Here is a 19,786-nt window from a genome sequence, read left to right as displayed (position 1 = left end):
TATGAAACTAAGCTCTTAGAAGTTTTTGCCGTTAGAAGAATCATCATATTTTGCATCGGATTGTATTCTACGCGGAACTCTAAGATTTTTCTGTTCGTTATGTGATTGATTTCTTGCAGTTTCTTCAAAAATTTTAGCAAGAGGAACAAGAGCAGGAATCTTTTGGGCAAGCTTACTAATTATTGGAGCAGACAAATCTACAAGTTCTCTGGTCTTCAAAAGTAAGAGTGCTGACAGATAAATAACAGCAATAATAATTGTTATTATTGCGCAAATAAGTATTGCGTATATCCACCTTAACGCTCCATGCATGTGTGGAGAAGTAAAGTTTAAAACGTGCAATAATGGTTTACTTATTAAGAGGCCAACAATAATAGATACTATTGAAGCAATGATAATTTTTATATGCGCAATTATAAGATTTCGATCATCTAAATTATTGTTGAAACGATTCCGAAGCATGTGAACAAGCGCAGGGAAAGTCAAGAAGTAACTTATTGAAACTGACGAGCCTAAAGCCGTAACCCAATAAGTAGGCGGCAGTACATTAATGCAACAGACAAATGCAAAAAGCTCAGTAAGAAGTTGCGCTGCTGCGAAAATAAAAGGACTTTTACCGTCTTCAAAAGCAAAGAATGTGCGTTGGATGATCAAATAGCTACTAGTTAAAGGCAAGCCAAAAGCTAGCATCATTAAAGGTGCAGACATAAGGTTTGCTTCTTGAACGCTTATTGATGGTATTAAAGCTAACGAAATAGGTGTTGGAATAACAATAAAAACGACTGTAAAGAAGCACATAATTATGCTTACGTGCCTGAGTGCTTCACTTAAGTCATTGCGCGCGCCATTTAGATCGTGAGATGCAATAGAGCGTGAAATTTTAGGGAAAATTGCTGTTGCAACAGATACTGCAACTAAAGAGTATGGCAATAGGAACATTGTGTAAGCGTTTTGATAAGTAGCATTACCTGCTACTTCAAACTGGTCTAAGCCTAAACGTTTTTCGGCAACAAATGGGACGCTTGTTGTTATATGCGTAGTAATCATTACAACTATTTGTGTAACAATAACAATGCCCATGCTCCATGCAGCAACAGGACCCATCGATCTTAAGCCGATATCTCGTATGCCAAAACTTGGCTTGTAGTGTATTCCGCATTTCATAAGAGGTAGGAATAACACTAAAGCTTGTGCTGCTACGCCAATAGTCCAGAATCCTGCAGTGAGCAAAAGAGTATTGCCATTCCAAAAACTTAATGGCATCCTATTTGCTTTACCAAAGATGATGATAAAAACGCCAAAGCCTAAGCAGCTAATAATATTTGCTGCAACTGAACTCCACGCGTACATAGCAAAATGTTCTTTTGCTGCCAAAACTTGCCCAAGTACCGTATAAATGCCGTAAAAGAAAATTTGAGGCATGCACCACAAAGTAAATGAACAAGTTAATGTTTGCATTTCTGCGCTTCCGCCGGCGTATAGCATAGTGAGCACAGGCGTTGCTATAGACATAAGAACTGTTAGCGCGAGAAGCAAAAGAATTGCAAATGTAATAAGTTTATTTAAGCGTTCCTCGGCATTTTTCTTTTCGAGAGTGCGAACAATTTGCGGTACTAATACGGCGTTGAAAATTCCACCTGAAACAAGCGTATATATTAGCTGTGGAATCATAGAGCCAGCTTGATATGCGTTTGCTGCCAAACCTGTTGTTCCAAGGGCTGCTGCTAATAAGATAGTACGTATTTGACCTGTAATGCGCGATGCGGCTGTTCCGCTAGCCATAATTACAGAATTTCGACCTACTGAACTCATTCGTCTGGATCCTTTTTACGGTGGAATTGCCTCCAAAGGCCAAGAAGACCAAGAATGAAAGCAAATACTATAATAATCGTACCGCTTTTATCACTAATTTGCAGTGTACTAGTAATAAGCGTGCTCTGTTCTTTTGAAAATGCTCGATGCTGATTGTCTTCAAGCACAAAAGTAGCTTTTGTGTGAATTGATGTAGTGATTCTCAACGGTAAAGTTACTTGAGTTTCGCTATTAGCTGGAATTCTTACTAAAGTTTTACGACGCGTAACAATTTCCATAGCATGAGTATTTGCAGATAAATATACTTGCACAGGGTAAGAGTATGTGTTGCTTATCGTAATAGGCATGCTTGCTGTTTCGCTTACGGCAGTAATATCATGCGGTGGGATTATGCGGATTCCATTCATCAGCGTATTTGCAAAATTCTTAGCATTATTTTTACCTATACAAGATTTGTTATTTTGCTTGCTGTGTGCAGTAGTTTTGCTTGAATCTTGCTGCTCGATTGTATTATTTGTAAATTCATGCAAAGAAATATCGTCGTATAAGCGTAATAAATACTTTTCTAAGTCTTTTATGTTAATAAGTTTTTTTGTTTTGGCTGTTTGCTTTGCAAGTGCTTGAGCGTCACCTTCAGTATTATGAGGATGCTTAGCGGCACTATAGTCGAGAATATTCTTAGTAAAACGTAAAACGTTTTTCCTTGAATGTGACAAATCGTTTAGGCAAGAGCGTCTTGTTTTAGTAATATTCGCGCTTATAGAGCTGTTGCGAGATATTTCACGCATTATGGAATTTTTCTTCCAGTCGGGCAAGGCATCTTGCTTCACATTTGCCATTGTTTGCAAGTCGCTTAGCGACAACCAAGGAGATTGTTCTAATGCGCTCATAACAGCATCAATATTTGAATTAGATGCATTATTTGAAAAAGTAATAAGAATATGCCTATCAACGTACGGCTGTTCCATTTGGTAGAACGCGCTTTGTGCCACTAAACGATTAATGCGCCCAGCCTGAGTTTGTTCGCTTGTTGCGCTATCGCTTGTAGGTTTTCCATTTGCTAAAAGAGTAAGCACTGACTGAGGTGACAAAACTCGCACATTCCCTGCGGGCGTATCTATATCGTATATTCCATTTCTAACAGCAAATTTTGAAGCATTATTGTCAAATTCATCTGTTGCAATAACAGTTTCATATCCATTACGTTTAGCTTGCTCTAGCGCATGAATAGTCCACTTGCCGTATGTTTGCCATGCATAAGCTTTATTTAAATTATGATTAGCTGAGTCTGTTTGTTTTGAATTATTTGCTTTAGTAGTATTTTTTTGCAATTGCGAATTTTTTGCAGACCATTTTTCTCTAGTAATTCCTGCCGATTTGTATAAATCGTCATTATTGTCGTCTGCATAAGCGCTGATATCAAAACCAGATTGTTGCATATAAGCGCTTGGTTTGAGTGTTAAATGAGACGCTTGTATTGTGCTTAAATCTGCAATTGTTTGTAATTTTGAGTGTTTATTTGCTAAATCAGCCTTCTCAATAATGTTGTGAATACTATCTTTGTCGGCTCTAAGTAGCGTTTCTAAATGATCGCTAGGCTGAATGTTATTAGCTTTAAAATTGCGTAAATCGTTTTGTGTACGAATTAATACTGGCATAAGCGCAGTAAGTTTCATCGCTGGTAAGTTAGCTGAGTGCATGCCAACATTTGCTCTTGTCAAAAAAGAATGTATCGATTTGTATTTTGAATAATTTTGTGAGAAATACGTAATTTTTAATGGTTTTGGACCCCAATTCAGGATGGAACGTAATTCTTGTTTATCTGCGGGTATGTTAAAGCTAAGAGTGCACGTGTGTCCGGAAGCTAAACTTGGAGTTTTTATGGAATCTAAAATTTGGGGAGTCGGTATAAGAGATTCCTCTTGCGCCCAATTTTGCACGTCCGTGCGCGAAACAAAAGTGTAATTGGAATTTATAGAAAGTTGTAAAGTGCCTTCTGGAAGTGCAGTTTTTACGGCTTTTAGTGTTGCAGTAAGGTGGTATCCGCTTTCATCTGTCACTACAGGCGTTGCTTGAGTTATATCTATTTCAATGCCCTTGCTATTCGGATTCTCATACGTAGATTGTTTTTTATTTTGCCTTGCAGAAGTTTTGTCAGATAAATCTGCTTTTTTCGTGTCTGCATATGCGTAATTTACTAATCCTGCATATTTTGCTGTTGGAAAAGCAAAAATCGTTGCAAATACTACGAATAATATAAAAATAAAACGCGCAGAAATTAAGCAAGTACGTAACGTAATTCGTAATAAAGAAAATACGTACGAAAGTGACTTCTGCTTTAGAGCAGTAGACGCATTTGTGGCCTGATGTTTACGCGTGAGTTTCTTCACTGTTAGACCGCCTATGTGCTTTTTTGGCATAAAGCCATGCAATTTTACGTTCATTTGGATAGCTTAATATTGCATTAAGTTCTTTAAAATTCACCCATATTGCATCTTCTGCTTCGTGATCAGGATCTCCTAATACAGATAAGTCGCCACTTACGTAACGTAACGCAAAATGGTGCACTAGCTTGTGTACTCTATGCGTTGTGCCTGTAAACCAATAGTCAATTGTGGCAATCGAATCTACTACTTCGCCGACTATACCCGTTTCCTCATGAATTTCGCGAACTGCTGTTTCTTGAGGTGTTTCACCTTTTTCTATATGTCCTTTTGGTAGACACCATTCAAGGTGTCCACTTCTTGAATGACGAGCAATAATTGCGACACGCCCGAGAGAGTCAAATACTAAACCACCTGCGGAATATTCTCGAATAATTGGCAAGTCTTGCGCGTCTAAAGAAGCAAAAGTTGTAGGAGTATCTGCCTGTCTGCGTGGTGGCATAAGTGCTGGAGATACGCCTGAGAAAGAAGATGTTTTTTGAAGATTATCTTCCGGCGATTCTGAGTCTTGCGCAGTGCTGTCAGCCTTAGAAAACAGCGGAATATCAACAACATTTTGTTCTTCGCAACTGTCTTGCTGGCAAGACTTTTTTCTATGCATTTTAGCTAAATCAAGTGGCGTAATAACAGGAGCAGCTTGATTTTGGGCATGATTATCCGCAAGCTTGGCGAGCGTACGTCGTAAGTCTGCAGGAGTAATCATATAGTCAACATTACTCAATCCGCTGTGCATTGGGGTAACGGTATGCTGGAATATAGATTGATTTTTGCTGAAAGGGTGTCGGTAAGGGTGACTGAGAACTTCGAAGTTTGGCCTGAAGCTATAGAGTTGGGGCGACTTTTTGCTGAGCGTCATTATGAACTTGCATTAGTTGGTGGTCCTGTAAGAGATATGCTACTGCATCGCGTGTCGCATGATCTTGATTTTTGTACATCAGCTCGGCCTGAAGAGTTTGAACCTATTTTGCGTCGTTGGGGACATGACGGTTTTTGGGATATGGGTCGTAAATTTGGCACGTTGGGAGCTATGCGTCGGCGTGCGGATGGTACGGAAGTAAAAGTTGAAATTACTACATACCGTTCTGATGTGTACGATCCAGATTCTCGTAAACCGGAAGTGCAATACGGTGATACTTTAGAAGGTGATCTTTCTAGGCGTGATTTTACTGTCAACGCAATGGCGTTGCGCGTGCCAGATTTAGAGTTTGTAGATCCTTTTGGCGGTGCTAGTGATTTAGCTAAAGGCGTGTTGCGAACGCCGGTTGATCCTCGTCAATCTTTTGATGACGATCCTTTGCGTATGATGCGTGCAGTTCGTTTTGTTGCGCAACTTGGGTTTAGTATCGAAGCAAATACTGCTGAAGCGATTGTAGATATGGCAGATAGGTTAGATATTGTTTCTGCTGAAAGAATTCGCGACGAAATTACTAAAATGTTGCTTTCTGACAGGCCTCGTAAAGGGTTAGAAGCTCTTGTTGAATCTGGTATAGCTCAGCGAGTTCTTCCGGAGATTCCAGCTTTACAGCTTGAAATTGACGAGCATCATCGTCATAAGGACGTTTTTGAACATACAATGATGGTTCTTGAGCGCGCTATCGCTTTGGAAACAGATCAAGAAGGTCCAGTGCCATCTCCAGATTTAACATTGCGTCTAGCTGCTTTATTGCATGACATTGGTAAGCCAAAAACTCGAAAATTTGAAGATGGAGGGAAAGTTAGTTTCCACCATCATGATGTTGTTGGCGCAAAAATGACTCGTAAACGTTTGAAAGCATTGCATTTTGATCATCATCTTATCGACGATGTTACTGAATTGGTGAATTTGCATTTGCGTTTTCATGGCTATGTTGATGAACCGTGGACTGATTCTGCAGTTCGTCGTTACGTAAAAGATTCAGGGCATCTGTATGAGCGGTTGAATCGACTTACTAGAGCAGACGCAACCACTCAGAATCGTCGCAAATCGTTAATGTTTGAACATGCGATGGACGAAATGGAAGAGCGCGTAAAAGAGCTTAAAAAGCAAGAAGATTTTAACGCTATTAGACCTGATGTAGACGGTAACGAAATAATGCAATTATTGCATTTGCAACCAGGTCCAATAGTTGGTGAGGCTTATAAGCATATGCTTGATTATCGTCTCGATAATGGTCCGGTAGATCATGATATTGCTGTAGAAGAATTACAGCGATGGTATGAAGAAACGTGCAAAAAGTAAAAGTCTACTCGTTTAAATAAAAAGTAGCAGTATAAAATATTTTACTGCTACTATTTTTTTATCTAACTTCCTTATGCTGAATTGCCTTAGGAATGTTTTTCATAAGGTCAGCTCTTATGCATCCTTGCACTTCATGTATTGCTGCGCCTGCTGCTGGAACATCTACTTTAGGGCGAAGGTTATTAAAAGTAGAGCCAAGCACAATATCGACGAGTTTATCTTGCCTATCGTCCATTCGCATAATTGCATCGGCAAAATTAGCGCTTACTGTATAAGCTTCGTTAATAGCGTTTCTTCCAAAGTAAATAATTGTTCGTTTGATATTGCTTGATTTGTTATTGTTAACTTCTGTTAAGTTAAATCCGCGAGCATTTAAAGCTTCGCCAACAGCGCGAGCAAAACCGCGGAACTTTGTGCCGTTTAGAACTCTGATTGTCACAGCTCTATTATCTACGTAAGGGGCTTTGGCTCCTTCTTTTCCTATTATTGCGCATGGAGCTGGAACACCGTAATTCGGGTTATCTTTTGGAGCGCGCACAGAATTTATGCCAAAAGCGTGGAATTGCACAAGTAAAGCAAATATAAAAATTACACCTAAGCCTACGCTCACTGTAGTGAGTACAGATCTTTTTCTTTGATACATGAAAGCTTTACGAGCAATACGTTCGTCGTATTCTTGCGTCATGTTCACTTCCGATCTGTGGTTTATAACTTTGTTAGCAGCAAGTTTACACAAGCTGCAGAATATACGTAATATTTCATTGCGTAATATTTTATTTTGCATATTTATTCAACGAATAAATATGCGTTTCATTTATAATTTACAATCTTTGCATGCGCGATATAAAGCAATAAATTCATCGCAAGTAAGCGTCTCGCCGCGTCTAGTTGGGTCAATTCCAGAATTTTTATATGCTTCTTCTGGAACTTGATTTTTAAGAGCTGCGTGCAATGTCTTACGTCGTTGCTGGAAAGCTGCATCAATTAAAGCGAATACTCCCTCGCGCTCATTGTTGTCACCTTTGCTTGTGTAATCGCGAGTAAAAGAAACTAATGCTGAATCAACGTTTGGTGCTGGCCAAAACACATTACGACCGATAAGCCCTGCGCGTTGTGCTTTTCCATACCACGCCAACTTAACACTTGGTGTGCCATATACTTTATTCCCAGGCTGTGCGCATAAACGATCTGCTACCTCTTTTTGAACCATAACTAGAAAATTCTGTAAGTTGCTAAATTTTTCTAGCAAAGTAAGAATAATAGGCGTCGCAACGTTGTATGGCAGGTTTGCAACAAGAGTAAATTTTTTAGCCTGTGCAATCTGTGGGACATCATCGGCATTTACTGTCAAAGCATCTTTTAGAATGACGTTAAATTTTTGCATTGCTTTAGGCATAAATTCTTCTACAGTATGCGGCAATCGTCGAGCTAGCGGAGGGTCTATTTCTACTGCAGTAAGCTGTGCTCCTGTTTGCAATATTGCAAGAGTAAGAGAACCAAGACCAGGTCCTACTTCCATAACGGTATCGTCAGGTTTAACTTCAGCTGCTGCTACTATTTTTCGCACTGTACCAGGATCAATAACGAAATTTTGACCGAACTTTTTGGTAGGAGTAATGCCTTCTTCTGCAGCGATACGTCTAATATCTGCTGCGCCTAAAAGCTGACCTTCATTTTCAATGCTGATTTCTGTCAAAGTTTTACCATCCAAATTTCGTAACAATTAACCCGTTGTGCCAAAGTGCGTAAAACACGCTGTTGTCTTTTAATACCAACCAATTTCGCGCGAATGTTTTACTGCTCCACTAGGTGTTTTGTATCTGCCTTTAATGTAACTTATACCCCAGCTAATTTGTACTGCTGCATCTTCATGCCAATTAGCTCCTGCGCTGCTCATCTTATCTCCAGGAAGAGCTTGAGGAATGCCATAAGCGTGTGAGCTAGGATTTTCTGCGTTCCATCTCCATCCAGATTCCCTATTCCATAGCCATAAAAGATCTTCCCATTCTTTGCCGGTCCAACCCATTTGCGCAGCTGCGCCTTGAGCAAATAATTTAGCTTGTTCTGGAGTAGCATGTACGAGGCTATCGGGATTAGAGCTTGGTGCTGGTGCAGGTGGATTAGCAGCAGGTGCGGGAGCTGCAGATGTGGTTTGTTGTTGAGTTTGTGATGCTTGTGTACCATTGTTGCTAGCAGTATTTTTCACATTGCTACTGTTCTGGTCTTTATTTTGAGCCTGATTCTGCGTTTTATTCTGGTTTTGTTGAGTTTGCTGTTGGCTGTTTTTCTTTTCTTGTTTTGTAGATTGCTCAGCATCCTGCTTTTTTGGTTGAGATTTTGTTTGCTGCTTGGATTGTTTTGGCTTTTGTGTATTCGTATTATTTTTGTGAACTGGCGCAGGAGCAGCCTTACCTACAGCAATAACTTGATTAACTGCAGGCTTTACCAAATTTTGCGAAACTAGGGTTGCGCTTTCTGCTTTTCCATCTACGTACGTAACGTTATAAACATCTTCGCGCTCGCCATTCACGCCAGCTTGTTGTACGACGCGAGAATTTGCTGGAAGTTTAGGATCTACTACAGTTTGCGTGGCAAAAGGTAGCGAAACTGTACGAGTTTCTTTGCCATGAGTAACTCGAGAAATACGTAAAATAGTATTTCCATCATCTTCTTCCACGCTTACGCGATCTTCCTTGCCAAGCACTATACCTTGAGAATCAAGAATTGCACTCGCAGGTAAGTCTCCATTTTGCACAACGCGTGTCTTACCGTCAGCAACAACGCTAATTGGGCCTTTTTTATTAATTGATAAGCCGCAAGTTAGTTTATCGTAAATATTTTGCAAATTTACTGTAATTCGTGAAGCGTTTTTAGCATTAGCTTTAAAAAAGCCGATTAATTGATCGACGCTAGTTGCAACAGTCCAAAACGGTATAGTTACTCCATCTACGGTGATAGAAGTTTGATAGGCACTGCGAACTGTTACGGTAGAATGGTTTGTGAGAATATCTCCAGAAGAAGAAATAACTTGATCGTGAGTTTTTACTGGAACGTGTTGTTCTTCTAATAAGCGTATTGGATTTGTTGAATAAGTGCTTACAATGCGCGTTTTCCCATTTACGACCATTGCAACAGATTTTTTAGCTGTAAATATAAATAAGCTTGTTGCTGTGAGTGATATAGATAAAACGCAGGCAATTATTCTCGCACGACGCATTACTATTAATCGTCTAGGCGTCCATCGACGTGCCATACAATCACTCCTTCGCAATAACGCTAACTTTTCTATTATACCTTCAATATTGCATTCAAAATTGAGTGCAAACCAAAATAAAAGTGGGGGTGGGAGAGAAGGGGATATTCCCGCCCCCTATGAGGTGGAGCTGGTTGGGGGACGCTCCACTCTCACCTCGGAAACCCTGAGTTGGGGGAAGGTTTCCGAGTTCTTACTCGCGAAAAGTTTTGTTATAAAGATGATTATGTGTGCAGATATAGATTTGTTATTTTCATAATACGCCATAATTTGGCACTGTATATGAAAAGTAGAAATTTTTTCTATTTTGAATAGTTAATTAGCTGCTATCCCCTCTGCTTTAATCATTTCACGTCATTATATGTGATACGAAAGATAACAAAACTGTAGTTTTGAAATTGAGAATAGAAAATAACAAACACTCACGAAATGAGCATAATAAAAATGGAGCCTCCTGCCGGGATCGAACCGGCGACCTGCCGCTTACAAGGCGGCCGCTCTGGCCATCTGAGCTAAGGAGGCGATGTTTTCTAATCGGCATAACGAATCATGCTAAGTAGAACAATTGATTAGTGTACCATATGCCACGTCATTACAAAATTACGGCGATGTTGAATATAGAAACGGCGTGTTTTTTGTTTCGTATATTTGCGTATTTGGCAATATAAGGCATTAACATAATGCAGTATGGAAGATACAAGCATGTTCGATTTGCAACCAGGGAATAATGTAGGCGGATACACGCTTATTTCTAGGCTTGGCGGCGGCGCAATGGGGTCAGTTTGGCGTGTTAATGACGACGGCGGCAATCAATATGCTATGAAAATATTACGTGCTTCTGTTAATGCAAAACAGAGTGAAGAAGAGGATTCTGAGCAGGAACGTGCTCGAATGCGTTTAAAACGTGAAGCTTTGGCTTTGCAGAGGATTCATCATCCAGGTGTTTGCGCGATAGTGGATATGGAATTAGATGCTTCAATCGCTTTTATTGTGACAGAGTTGATTGAAGGACATAATTTGCGCGAAGACGTGGATGAGAATGGGCCTTATATTGCAGATGATTTAGAGCGCCTTGCGCATAAGCTTATTGAAGCTGTTAAGGCTGTTCATGAAGCAGGTATTGTTCATCGCGATATTAAACCAACTAATGTAATGATTTCTGCTACTGGACCAGTATTAGTAGATTTTGGTATTGCGATGGGTGAAGGTGAAAGCCATGTTACTCGCACGGGATTAGTGATGGGCACTCCTGGTTTTATTGCTCCAGAAATTATTGAAGGCGGAGATTCAGATGAACTTACAGATTGGTGGTCTGTTGCCGCTGTGCTTGCGTTTGCAGCTACAGGTAAGCCTGTTTTTGGCATAAAGCCTATGATGGCTGTTTTGGAGCGTGCTGCTTCAGGAAATGCAGATTTAACGGGGTTGCCTCCTAGAACAATGGCTGCTTTCCGTAAAGCTTTGAACCCGATTCGAGAGCAGCGTTGCATGCCATCTGATTTAGAAAATGCAATTAGTCAAGATGCTATGGATCCTTTAGCATGGCCGGAGATGAACCGCCCTTTTGATCGTAACGCCACTAATGTAACTATGCGTGAAATGTGGCGTGAAACAAGCCGTGAAACAAGAGAAAAAACTGCTATACTAACAAATTCTCGTGTCTGCGATGCAGCTGGTACAGTTGGTGCAGATAGCATATCAAATCTTAATTCTGATGAAGAAGCGCCTACCGTAACTGTTCGTTCTACTACTGTTATGCCGCATTCATTAGATAGTGAAGACGATAAAACGTCTTATGTGGATGAAAAAACACGAATTAATGCGTTAAAAGACGTAGATTTTCAGAATATACAGAACGACAATTCAAACAATTCGCGCATTGTACAATCTTCAAAACTTATTCATTCTTCTGATAACACTTTTGATAATGGCAATATTGAAAATGAAGCAGGCGATTCTCTACACGTTAAAAGTGACGAAGTACCTTCTGCCAATCGCGTTCTTAATCAACATGATTATGCGCGTAGAGGAACATGGATATTACTGATTTGTGTAATTTTTCATTTAGCTATTGCTTGCTTAAGTATTCTCGATTCCATTGGTTTTGCAATGGTTTTTATGTGGATTAGTGCAACATCCGGTTACAGTATTTCATCAAGCTTTAGAAGAATGCAACTTAACGATGGGATAATTCCTCGACACGATTCTGTAGTGCGTGTTGCAACTTTGCCATGGCATATTATTCGAGGATTCGTTTACATGCTTCCACGAGTTATAGCTATTGTGATTTCCGGAGGTATTGGAGCTGTTATATATCCATTTTTCTGTGGTGATAATCCTGAATTACTTTCTATAGATGTTGGATCCTTGCGTATTCTTTTGCCAGCTTACTCACCTAATATTTTTTCAAATACTGCATTTGGATATGCTCTAGGATTTATGGTTGCATGGGTTGTTTTTGCTGTAGTTAAGTGGACTACAAAATTCCGTTTAGGATTAGGTGCGTTATTTTATTCTGAAAAATCATTTGAAAAATAAAAAATAAAAATAGTACGATGCGTAATGTTTATTTTCCGTTGATGCCATCTACTAAACTGTGGTGAAGTTATTATTTTATTAACAAGAATGCTGCTAGGAGCTAGTCTTAGCGTGTGAAATAAAGGGTTGAAGGATAGCAATGCCTAAAATTCAGATGCGTGATGATAAGCAGAAGAATCCATCTTCTGCTCGCCAACAAAGAATTATAGAAAAACGCGAGCGTGAAGAGCGTGAAGAGCGCGAGCGTCGTCAGCAAGCAATTATCGGAGTTATCGTAACGATTATTGTTATGGCTATGCTGGTTACAGTTGGTGTTGCAGCTTATCAAGCTTTGTCTCAGCCAAACGAGACCGAACAAATGCAAATTGAGCGTTCTAAGCAAGCTAAAAAGCGACTAAAGAAAGATGGCGCTAAATATAAGCCGGAAGTTGTCAATTCTAATGGCGGAATTCTTATAAGCAAGCTTGGTTACAACAAGCCTGTTGCTAAAGCCCCAACGGTTGCAAGCTATTTTGATCCTTTGTGCCCTGGTTGTGGAAACTTTAACCGTACGTCAGACAAGACACTGATTTCAATGGTTAAAGCAGGTCAAATTAACCTAGAACTTCACCCAATGTCATCCTTGGATAAGTTTACTGTTGACCATTACTCGACTCGCGTAACCGGCGCTGTTATATATATTGCTTCACATGACAACAATCCAAAGCATCTGCTTCAGTTTGTTAATAACATTTTTAGTAAAGAATTCCAGCCGGAAGAAGGAAGAGATTATAAGCCTGTAAGCAATGAAGAATTGATTAATCTGGCTAAAAAATCTGGCGTTTCAGAAGAAGTTGCAAGTAAAGCTTTTGACAGACAATATTTGAAGTGGCAGGATTTGATTAACGAATGCATTCCTGATTTCAAAGAGCTGTTAAATGTTTCTGGGGATAACAAGGGTTCAATGACAACACCAACTGTCACCATTAATGGGAAATTACTAGATATTAATGCTGCAAGTGAAAAAAATATGAAAATTATTGACGCTTTGTTGCATTGCATTGGCTTGGATAAAAAGCAAGTTGGAGTTGCGGGTCAGATGCCTAAAGTGTCTAGCACTGACTCTCCTATTGAATTGTAAATAAGCTAAATTATAGAAATCTAAATTATTAAATAAAAACGGACGCTAGGCTTGTTCTTAACGTCCGTTTTTGTATAGAAATTATTTAATTTTATTTATAAATCAAGCGGCTTACTCTTATATGTAACTTGCGGCATATAACCAGATTTGCCAACATGTTTTTTATCGATTCCCAAAGACTTTAATATAGCTTCCAAAGGATCCATCTGCTTTTCAGAAGCTGCATGTAGATCTACTAGCTTACCGTTAATTGTTACTGTTGGAGTTGTCATAGCGCCTTTATTAGAGCCAGAAACATTCCATAAAGCTTTTTCTTCTGGAGTATTCTCATTAATAACTTCTTGCCACTTAACATAGTGTAGGTTAAAGGCTTCATTCGCAATCTTATTTGCAACTCCAGCATCTTCAGCTAAATCAATAAGAGCTTTATTTGGTGTTGCTTGGTATCCATCGCCTTCTTCCGGCTGGAATCTTTCGCTAAAAATACTATTGATGAACTTGAGCAAGTGCTTTGGATCGTTATCATATGAGGCGATATAAGCAATACCGCTTGATACGCGATAAGAATATTGATCTGAGCTAAAACGATTTAAGAATGACATAGGGTGAAGCTCTAGGTTAATTTGACCTGCTTCAACCATTTTAATTAAAGTTTCATCAACAGTACGATTAAAGGATCCGCAACCAGGGCACAAAGGATCAAAATAAGTAGCAACTGTAGGAGCACCAGCAGCTTGCTTGCCGTACCCATCCTTGCTAAGAAGAATTCCGCCTTGTAAATTAGATGCCGGTGGGATGTCAGAAGAAGGCAGTTTTTTAATCTCTTTGGCTATTTTGGAGTCTGCTGTATCCTCAGTTTGTGTATCTGGCTTATTAGTTGTTGGATTTTCAATTTTTACTTGTGGTTTATTGATTGAATTGTAATAAGCCATAAACCCAGCTCCCGCAACGAATGCAAGAATAATTAGTGCTATTACGATGCCAATTAAGCTTTTACTATAAGGGGTATTTGATCTTTGTATTTCATTATTTGTTGTTTCTTGTTGTTGATCCATAGTTATTCTCCTTTTGTGCGCCTTATTCGACACGCCGAGTATTGAGAAAATACTGATTTTTTGCTGTTTTTCTAAGATAAACATGATATATTAAGGCATGGCTCAACGAAGAGAACCTTCAATGGACCAGGTAAGTAAACTGTGGACGATTGATACCCGCCGATGTAGGAATTGGGGTCATGAGTGCACACCCTTCACTACGGATCGTTCGGCACGTACCTGCCGATGAAAGGACATATCATGGCAGAAGTTGTATTTGATCATGTGACTCGTATATACCCGGGCAACGATAAGCCTTCGGTTGATGACTTGAACATGACTATTAAAGATGGTGAGTTCCTCGTACTCGTTGGTCCATCTGGTTGCGGTAAGTCAACTACTTTGCGTATGTTGGCAGGTCTTGAAGAGGTTAACAAAGGACGTATCCTCATCGGCGGTCAAGATGTTACTACAATGCAGCCAAAGGATCGCGATATTGCAATGGTCTTCCAGAATTATGCACTGTATCCACACATGACAGTTGCTGACAACATGGGCTTTGCTTTGAAGATTGCAGGTGTTCCTAAAGAAGAAATCCGCAAGCGTGTTGAAAAAGCTGCAGAAGTGTTGGATTTGACAGAGTATTTGGATCGTAAGCCAAAGGCTTTGTCTGGTGGTCAGCGCCAGCGTGTTGCTATGGGTCGCGCAATTGTTCGTGAACCAAAAGTCTTCCTTATGGATGAGCCTCTTTCCAACCTCGATGCTAAGCTCCGCGTTCAGACTCGTACTCAGATTGCTGCTTTGCAGCGTCAGCTTGGTGTTACTACTCTGTACGTTACCCACGATCAGACTGAAGCTTTGACCATGGGTGATCGCATTGCAGTGATTAAGCTTGGCGTATTGCAGCAGGTTGGAGCTCCTACTGAGCTTTATGACCGCCCTGCAAACGTATTCGTCGCAGGCTTCATTGGTTCTCCATCCATGAACATCAATCAGCATCCAGTTGTAAATGGTCGAGCTCAGATCGGTGAGGATTCTATAGTTCTTCCAGCTGAGGCTGTTGATAAGCTCACTGCAGAGGATAACGGACAGATTATTGTTGGCTTCCGTCCAGAAGACGCAAGCTTGGCAACATCCGATGATCCAAATGCGTTCTCCTTGAAGGTAATGAACGTGGAAGATCTCGGTTCTGATGGCTATATCTACGGCAATATCATCACCGATGGTTCTCCTGAAGAAGCATCTACGATGATGTCTGATCAAAACAAGCTCACGACTATTCGCGTGAACCCACGTGCTCTTCCAAAGGTTGGCGACACCGTGAAGATCAAGATTGATCCATCTAAGATGCATCTGTTCGCACCTTCTACGGAGTTGCGTTTGAACTAAGAGCGTTGGTTTGCCTGCTTATATGAGCTAATAAGCAAACTTTCGGTATAAGGTATAGCGGGGTTCGCAATATGACGCGAACCCCGTTTTTGGCACAAAAAAGCAGCATAATAAGTGTGCAATAATACATCATTACAATGCATCGCTTATTATATATAGTTGTTATCAATAATTCGCCGGTGGTTAAGCTGTGTTTATATTGAATGCAGTGATATCGTTGGCATGAGCTTGATTGGTAAATAAACTTTATGGAATGGAATGACGCTCCTCAATTAGACCCGCGTGCTGTGCAAGCAACTTCGGTATCTGCACAGGACGAGAATGCGTCGTCTCAAGAGCCGCAGGCGCTTAAGATTACTGCGGCTAGTTCAAATCCAAAAATGTTTACACTGCCTTGGGAATTACCACTTTCTCAATGGCCTGCTGATTTATTCGTGAATTTGCCGCGCGGTATTTCTCGCCACGTTGTGCGATTTGTTCACGTTGGCGATGAAGTGTATGCAATGAAGGAAATTACTCGTCAAGTTGCAGAACGTGAGTATGAGCTTTTGCGTAGGCTTCGTAAACTTGAGTTGCCTACAGTTACTCCTATAGCTGTTGTTGCAGGTCGCCATGATGCTAATGGTGAAAAGCTTGAGGCAATGTTAGTTACGAAACATTTGAAGTTCTCACTGCCATATCGTGCGTTATTTGCTCGTACGTTGCGTCCGGATACCGCAGAGCGTCTTATTGATGCGCTCGCTGTTCTTATGGTGCGCTTGCATCTTTCTGGCTTCTATTGGGGCGATGTATCGCTTTCTAACGTGCTGTTTTTGCGAGATGCAGATGCTTTTTCTGCTTTTCTAGTTGACGCAGAAACTGGTGATTTGCACGGAAGCTTAACAGAAGGTCAACGAGAATACGATATTGATTTAGCTCGAACCAACATTATTGGTGAGCTTATGGATTTGAGCTCCGGTCAGCTTTTGCCGACGGAAGTAGATGAAATCAGCATAGGCAATCGTCTAGTAGACCGTTATCATTCGCTTTGGAGTACGCTTACTGACGTTGATAAGTTCAGTCCTGATGAGATGTGGCGAATTGAACGTCGTGTTAATCGTCTAAATGAGCTTGGTTTCGATGTTGACGAGTTGGAGATGAAGACTTCAGAAGATGGTCGAAGGGTTTTGGTTCGACCTCGCGTTGTGGATGCTGGCTATGCTTCCCGCAAGCTTCTTCGTCTTACTGGATTGGATGTTCAAGAGAATCAGGCTCGAAGGCTGCTGAACGATTTGGATGCGTATCGCACTTCTACATGGCGTCAGGGTGAAGAGTTGGAAATCGTCGCAACTGATTGGATGCGTGAAATTTTCGAGCCAACAGTTCGTATGATTCCTCCTGAGTTCCGTTCGCAAATTGAACCAGCTCAGTTCTTCCATGAAGTGTTGGATCATCGTTGGTTTATGGCAGAAAAAGTTGGCCACGACGTTGCTATGCAAGATGCTGTAACTAGCTATATTAAGAACGTATTGCCACAGTACAAAATGGATAAGCATGTTCTTGCTGCTATTAATGCAGATGCTGATTCTGGCGTCGTGGATGATGAATACACGTATTCTTCTCCAGCACTTGTAGGTCACGATATAGATGAAGATGATCAAGACGCTAGTGTTTGGGCAAGTTGAGTTTAAATTTTTCTGCTTGAGTCGGGTGAATTGTATCTAGAGAGATAATAGGGAGAGTGAAATGAGTCAATTTAAGAAACTATTTTGTAGCATTTTTGCAATAGTAATACTCATGAGCTTTTCTTCCTGTGGGAACGATAGTGTCAATCAGTCTTACAGTGACGAAATATCTTTTAGTGGTAGTAAGAAAATAGTAAAGCACAAGAAGAAAAAACCTACTAAACCTAAGAAAGTTACGGACGTTAATCTAACCGTATGGTCAAGTAGCAAAGACAATAGTTGGGTTGCGCAGATGGAAGAAAAATTTCAGAAAATCCATCCGGAATACAAAATAACTTTTAAAAATAGCGTGGTTGAGTCTCAGGATCCTGCATTAAAAATGAATAATAATAGCGAAAGTCCTGATGTTTTCTGTTACTGCAATGATATGATGATAGAGTTATTAAAACTTGGCAAATTGGGCGAACTTCCGCCGTACGCTGTTAAACAAGTAAAAAAGCAGAATGATGATGTAGTGGTTCGTGGAGTTACCTACACGGATGGAAAGCTATACGGCGTTCCGTATACAACTAACTCATGGCTAATGTATTACAACAAATCAAAATTCACACCTGACGATGTTAAGTCTTTAGATAAGATGATTGCAAAAGGCAAAGTAGCTTTTGATATTAGTAATGCGTGGTATCTTGCTGGATTCTATTCTGATGGGGCTGTATCATTCTTTGGCAAAAATGGGAATGATGCAAGTAAAGGTATAAAGTTCAATAAGAAAGCTGTTGCTATAACGCAATATATTATTGATCTAACAAGAAACAGTAATTTTGTTTTAGGTGGTAATGGAAGGGAGCTTAAAAGCCTTAGGAAAGGTTCTGTGGACGCGATTTTTTCCGGAACATGGAGTGCAAGTGAAGTGAAAAAGATTCTTGGATCTAACTATGCTGCAACTAGCCTTCCAAAGTTTAAAACTAAGATTGGAGAATTCCAGATGAAAGCTTTTTCTGGATCGCGTGATTTTGGTTTCAATCCTAACTCTTCTTATAAAAAAGCTGCTGCTAAATTTGCAGCATTTCTTGGGTCAAAAAACTCTCAAAAAGTATCTTTTGAAAAAACAGGCACGGTGCCATCAGATAAAAGGCTTAGTAAGTTTGTTGGTAAAGCTGATGCTGCAGCCGAAGCAGAAATGAAAGTTATTGCGCGCACTTCTATTCTTCAGCCGACAATACCTGAAATGTATGCTTTTTGGGATCCTATGCAAAAGTTCGGCAAGACAATAGCAAAAGGTGAAGCAAGTTACGATGATGCTGACAAACTTATAGATGATTTAAATCAAGGACTTCAATTATACCATTCCGACCGATAATTAAATTAACTAAGATTCGGGTTATAGGCTCCAAAAGTGTGTAAAGCTCAGCTGATGGATACTCTGCGTTAGTAACAGAGTTTGTGACGATTTATTGTTAAATATTCAGCTAATGAATGCTTCGAATGCCACAGAACATAAAAATAATCCGCATTCGATATACTACGAGCCCTACTGCCGTAGTTGTTATGAGTTTATTTTTACACATTTTTGTCTTGGTGGCGAATGTGCAGAAAGCAGATTTAATTATCGCAAAATGCTTGTATTGCAAGACCTAAAACATGATTTCTTACACACTTTACACGCTTTTGACCTATAACCCTAAGATTCTGTACTAGCCGATTATTTGGATTAACTAATCTACAAGCCATTAGTGTTGTAATAAACATACTTATACGCTCTCGGCTGTGTGCTTAAGGTATAAAAAAGTGCCCCCTGTGGGACTCGAACCCACAACCCAAGACTTAAAAGGACTCTGCTCTGCCAATTGAGCTAAAGGGGCAACAAATGCCAAGTGTACTACATTCAATCGACGAAGTGAATATCGTGTTAACTTATGCGTGTTACATACATTTATTGCAGTATTCCGAGTGACTCAAGTTTTGCTTTTATTTGTGTTGCTGATGGCTCAACCATAAAAGTATTATCTGCAAAAGTAACAACTGGAATATGCTTTTGATTGCTAATTTCAATCGCTTTTTCTTCAGCGCCCTCTTCTGTTTCAATATCATGCCAAATAAATGCTACTCCGTACTGGGTTAGTGCAGCTTTCGCACGTTTGCAATCTCCGCACCAATCTGCACCGTATACATTTACGGTAGGCTGATCTGACATAAAATCCTCCTCAATTATTTAGTGAATTCAAATTTTGCGTAATAATAACTAGCGCTATTTATTACGACTTTTATTAGTGTAATAGATGCAGGTGTACCTAGACATATTGATGTTGAAGTGTGA

General features: G+C 40.0%; 14 protein-coding genes and 2 tRNA genes. 6 read left to right on the top strand and 10 right to left on the bottom strand.

Annotated features, from left to right (window positions below; all coding sequences use genetic code 11):
• Positions 1-15 precede the first annotated feature (15 nt).
• The 3 genes from murJ to HXT34_RS05975 are packed head-to-tail and all read right to left on the bottom strand — an operon-like array spanning position 16 to position 4,959.
• Positions 16-1,812 carry a murein biosynthesis integral membrane protein MurJ gene (murJ, locus tag HXT34_RS05985; protein WP_415688961.1) on the bottom strand — a complete coding sequence of 599 codons (1,797 nt, stop codon included), beginning with the start codon at positions 1,810-1,812 and terminating at the stop codon, positions 16-18.
• Positions 1,809-4,232, bottom strand: a complete 2,424-nt coding sequence (locus HXT34_RS05980; protein ID WP_421785475.1) for a DUF6049 family protein — start codon at positions 4,230-4,232, stop codon at positions 1,809-1,811. Before HXT34_RS05980 ends, murJ begins: the two co-directional genes overlap by 4 nt.
• Positions 4,183-4,959, bottom strand: coding sequence for an NUDIX hydrolase (locus HXT34_RS05975; RefSeq protein ID WP_415683535.1), 777 nt, complete (start codon positions 4,957-4,959; stop codon positions 4,183-4,185). Before HXT34_RS05975 ends, HXT34_RS05980 begins: the two co-directional genes overlap by 50 nt.
• Before the next feature lie 42 nt (positions 4,960-5,001).
• Between HXT34_RS05975 and HXT34_RS05970 the strand changes: the two genes are divergently transcribed.
• A complete protein-coding gene (locus tag HXT34_RS05970; RefSeq protein WP_415683164.1) occupies positions 5,002-6,474 on the top strand; it encodes a CCA tRNA nucleotidyltransferase in 1,473 nt (490 codons plus the stop codon).
• 58 nt (positions 6,475-6,532) lie between these two features.
• Here HXT34_RS05970 and HXT34_RS05965 read toward each other — a convergent pair whose 3' ends face one another.
• The 4 genes from HXT34_RS05965 to HXT34_RS05950 form a co-directional block, all read right to left on the bottom strand.
• Positions 6,533-7,159 carry a LytR C-terminal domain-containing protein gene (locus tag HXT34_RS05965; protein WP_421784836.1) on the bottom strand — a complete coding sequence of 209 codons (627 nt, stop codon included), beginning with the start codon at positions 7,157-7,159 and terminating at the stop codon, positions 6,533-6,535.
• Positions 7,160-7,288: 129 nt separating this feature from the next.
• Positions 7,289-8,185, bottom strand: a complete 897-nt coding sequence (gene rsmA / locus HXT34_RS05960) for a 16S rRNA (adenine(1518)-N(6)/adenine(1519)-N(6))-dimethyltransferase RsmA (protein WP_421785473.1) — start codon at positions 8,183-8,185, stop codon at positions 7,289-7,291.
• A gap of 54 nt (positions 8,186-8,239) precedes the next feature.
• Complete coding sequence (locus HXT34_RS05955) at positions 8,240-9,727, bottom strand: G5 domain-containing protein (protein ID WP_421784834.1); 1,488 nt, start codon at positions 9,725-9,727, stop codon at positions 8,240-8,242.
• Between the two features lie 445 nt (positions 9,728-10,172).
• Positions 10,173-10,249, bottom strand: a tRNA-Thr gene (locus HXT34_RS05950).
• A gap of 165 nt (positions 10,250-10,414) precedes the next feature.
• On the opposite strand from HXT34_RS05950, the gene HXT34_RS05945 reads away from it, so the two are divergent.
• Entirely contained in the window at positions 10,415-12,262 is a 1,848-nt protein-coding gene (locus HXT34_RS05945) for a serine/threonine-protein kinase (RefSeq protein ID WP_421784832.1), read from the top strand.
• A gap of 139 nt (positions 12,263-12,401) precedes the next feature.
• A complete protein-coding gene (locus HXT34_RS05940) occupies positions 12,402-13,382 on the top strand; it encodes a DsbA family protein (protein WP_415687068.1) in 981 nt (326 codons plus the stop codon).
• A gap of 95 nt (positions 13,383-13,477) precedes the next feature.
• Here HXT34_RS05940 and HXT34_RS05935 read toward each other — a convergent pair whose 3' ends face one another.
• Positions 13,478-14,437, bottom strand: coding sequence for a DsbA family protein (locus HXT34_RS05935; RefSeq protein WP_415687557.1), 960 nt, complete (start codon positions 14,435-14,437; stop codon positions 13,478-13,480).
• Positions 14,438-14,677: 240 nt separating this feature from the next.
• On the opposite strand from HXT34_RS05935, the gene HXT34_RS05930 reads away from it, so the two are divergent.
• From HXT34_RS05930 to HXT34_RS05920, 3 genes are all read left to right on the top strand, one after another.
• On the top strand, positions 14,678-15,805 hold the full coding sequence (locus tag HXT34_RS05930; protein ID WP_004105828.1) for an ABC transporter ATP-binding protein: 1,128 nt from the start codon (positions 14,678-14,680) through the stop codon (positions 15,803-15,805).
• 248 nt (positions 15,806-16,053) lie between these two features.
• Positions 16,054-17,469 (top strand): DUF4032 domain-containing protein, encoded by a 1,416-nt coding sequence (locus HXT34_RS05925; protein WP_415683170.1) that lies wholly within the window; start codon positions 16,054-16,056, stop codon positions 17,467-17,469.
• A 61-nt stretch (positions 17,470-17,530) separates the two neighbouring features.
• Complete coding sequence (locus tag HXT34_RS05920; protein WP_415687069.1) at positions 17,531-18,829, top strand: extracellular solute-binding protein; 1,299 nt, start codon at positions 17,531-17,533, stop codon at positions 18,827-18,829.
• 429 nt (positions 18,830-19,258) lie between these two features.
• On the opposite strand, the gene HXT34_RS05915 is transcribed toward HXT34_RS05920, so the two are convergent.
• A tRNA-Lys gene (locus HXT34_RS05915) sits at positions 19,259-19,331 on the bottom strand.
• Between the two features lie 71 nt (positions 19,332-19,402).
• Positions 19,403-19,663, bottom strand: coding sequence for a glutaredoxin domain-containing protein (locus HXT34_RS05910; protein WP_415683172.1), 261 nt, complete (start codon positions 19,661-19,663; stop codon positions 19,403-19,405).
• Positions 19,664-19,786: the final 123 nt, after the last annotated feature.

This window comes from Gardnerella sp. DNF00983, assembly GCF_049244265.1.
In the GTDB taxonomy this organism is placed as follows: Bacteria; Actinomycetota; Actinomycetes; order Actinomycetales; family Bifidobacteriaceae; genus Bifidobacterium; species Bifidobacterium vaginale_J.
Note: the sequence above shows the minus strand (reverse complement) of the source record. Positions and strands in the feature narration are given on the sequence as shown.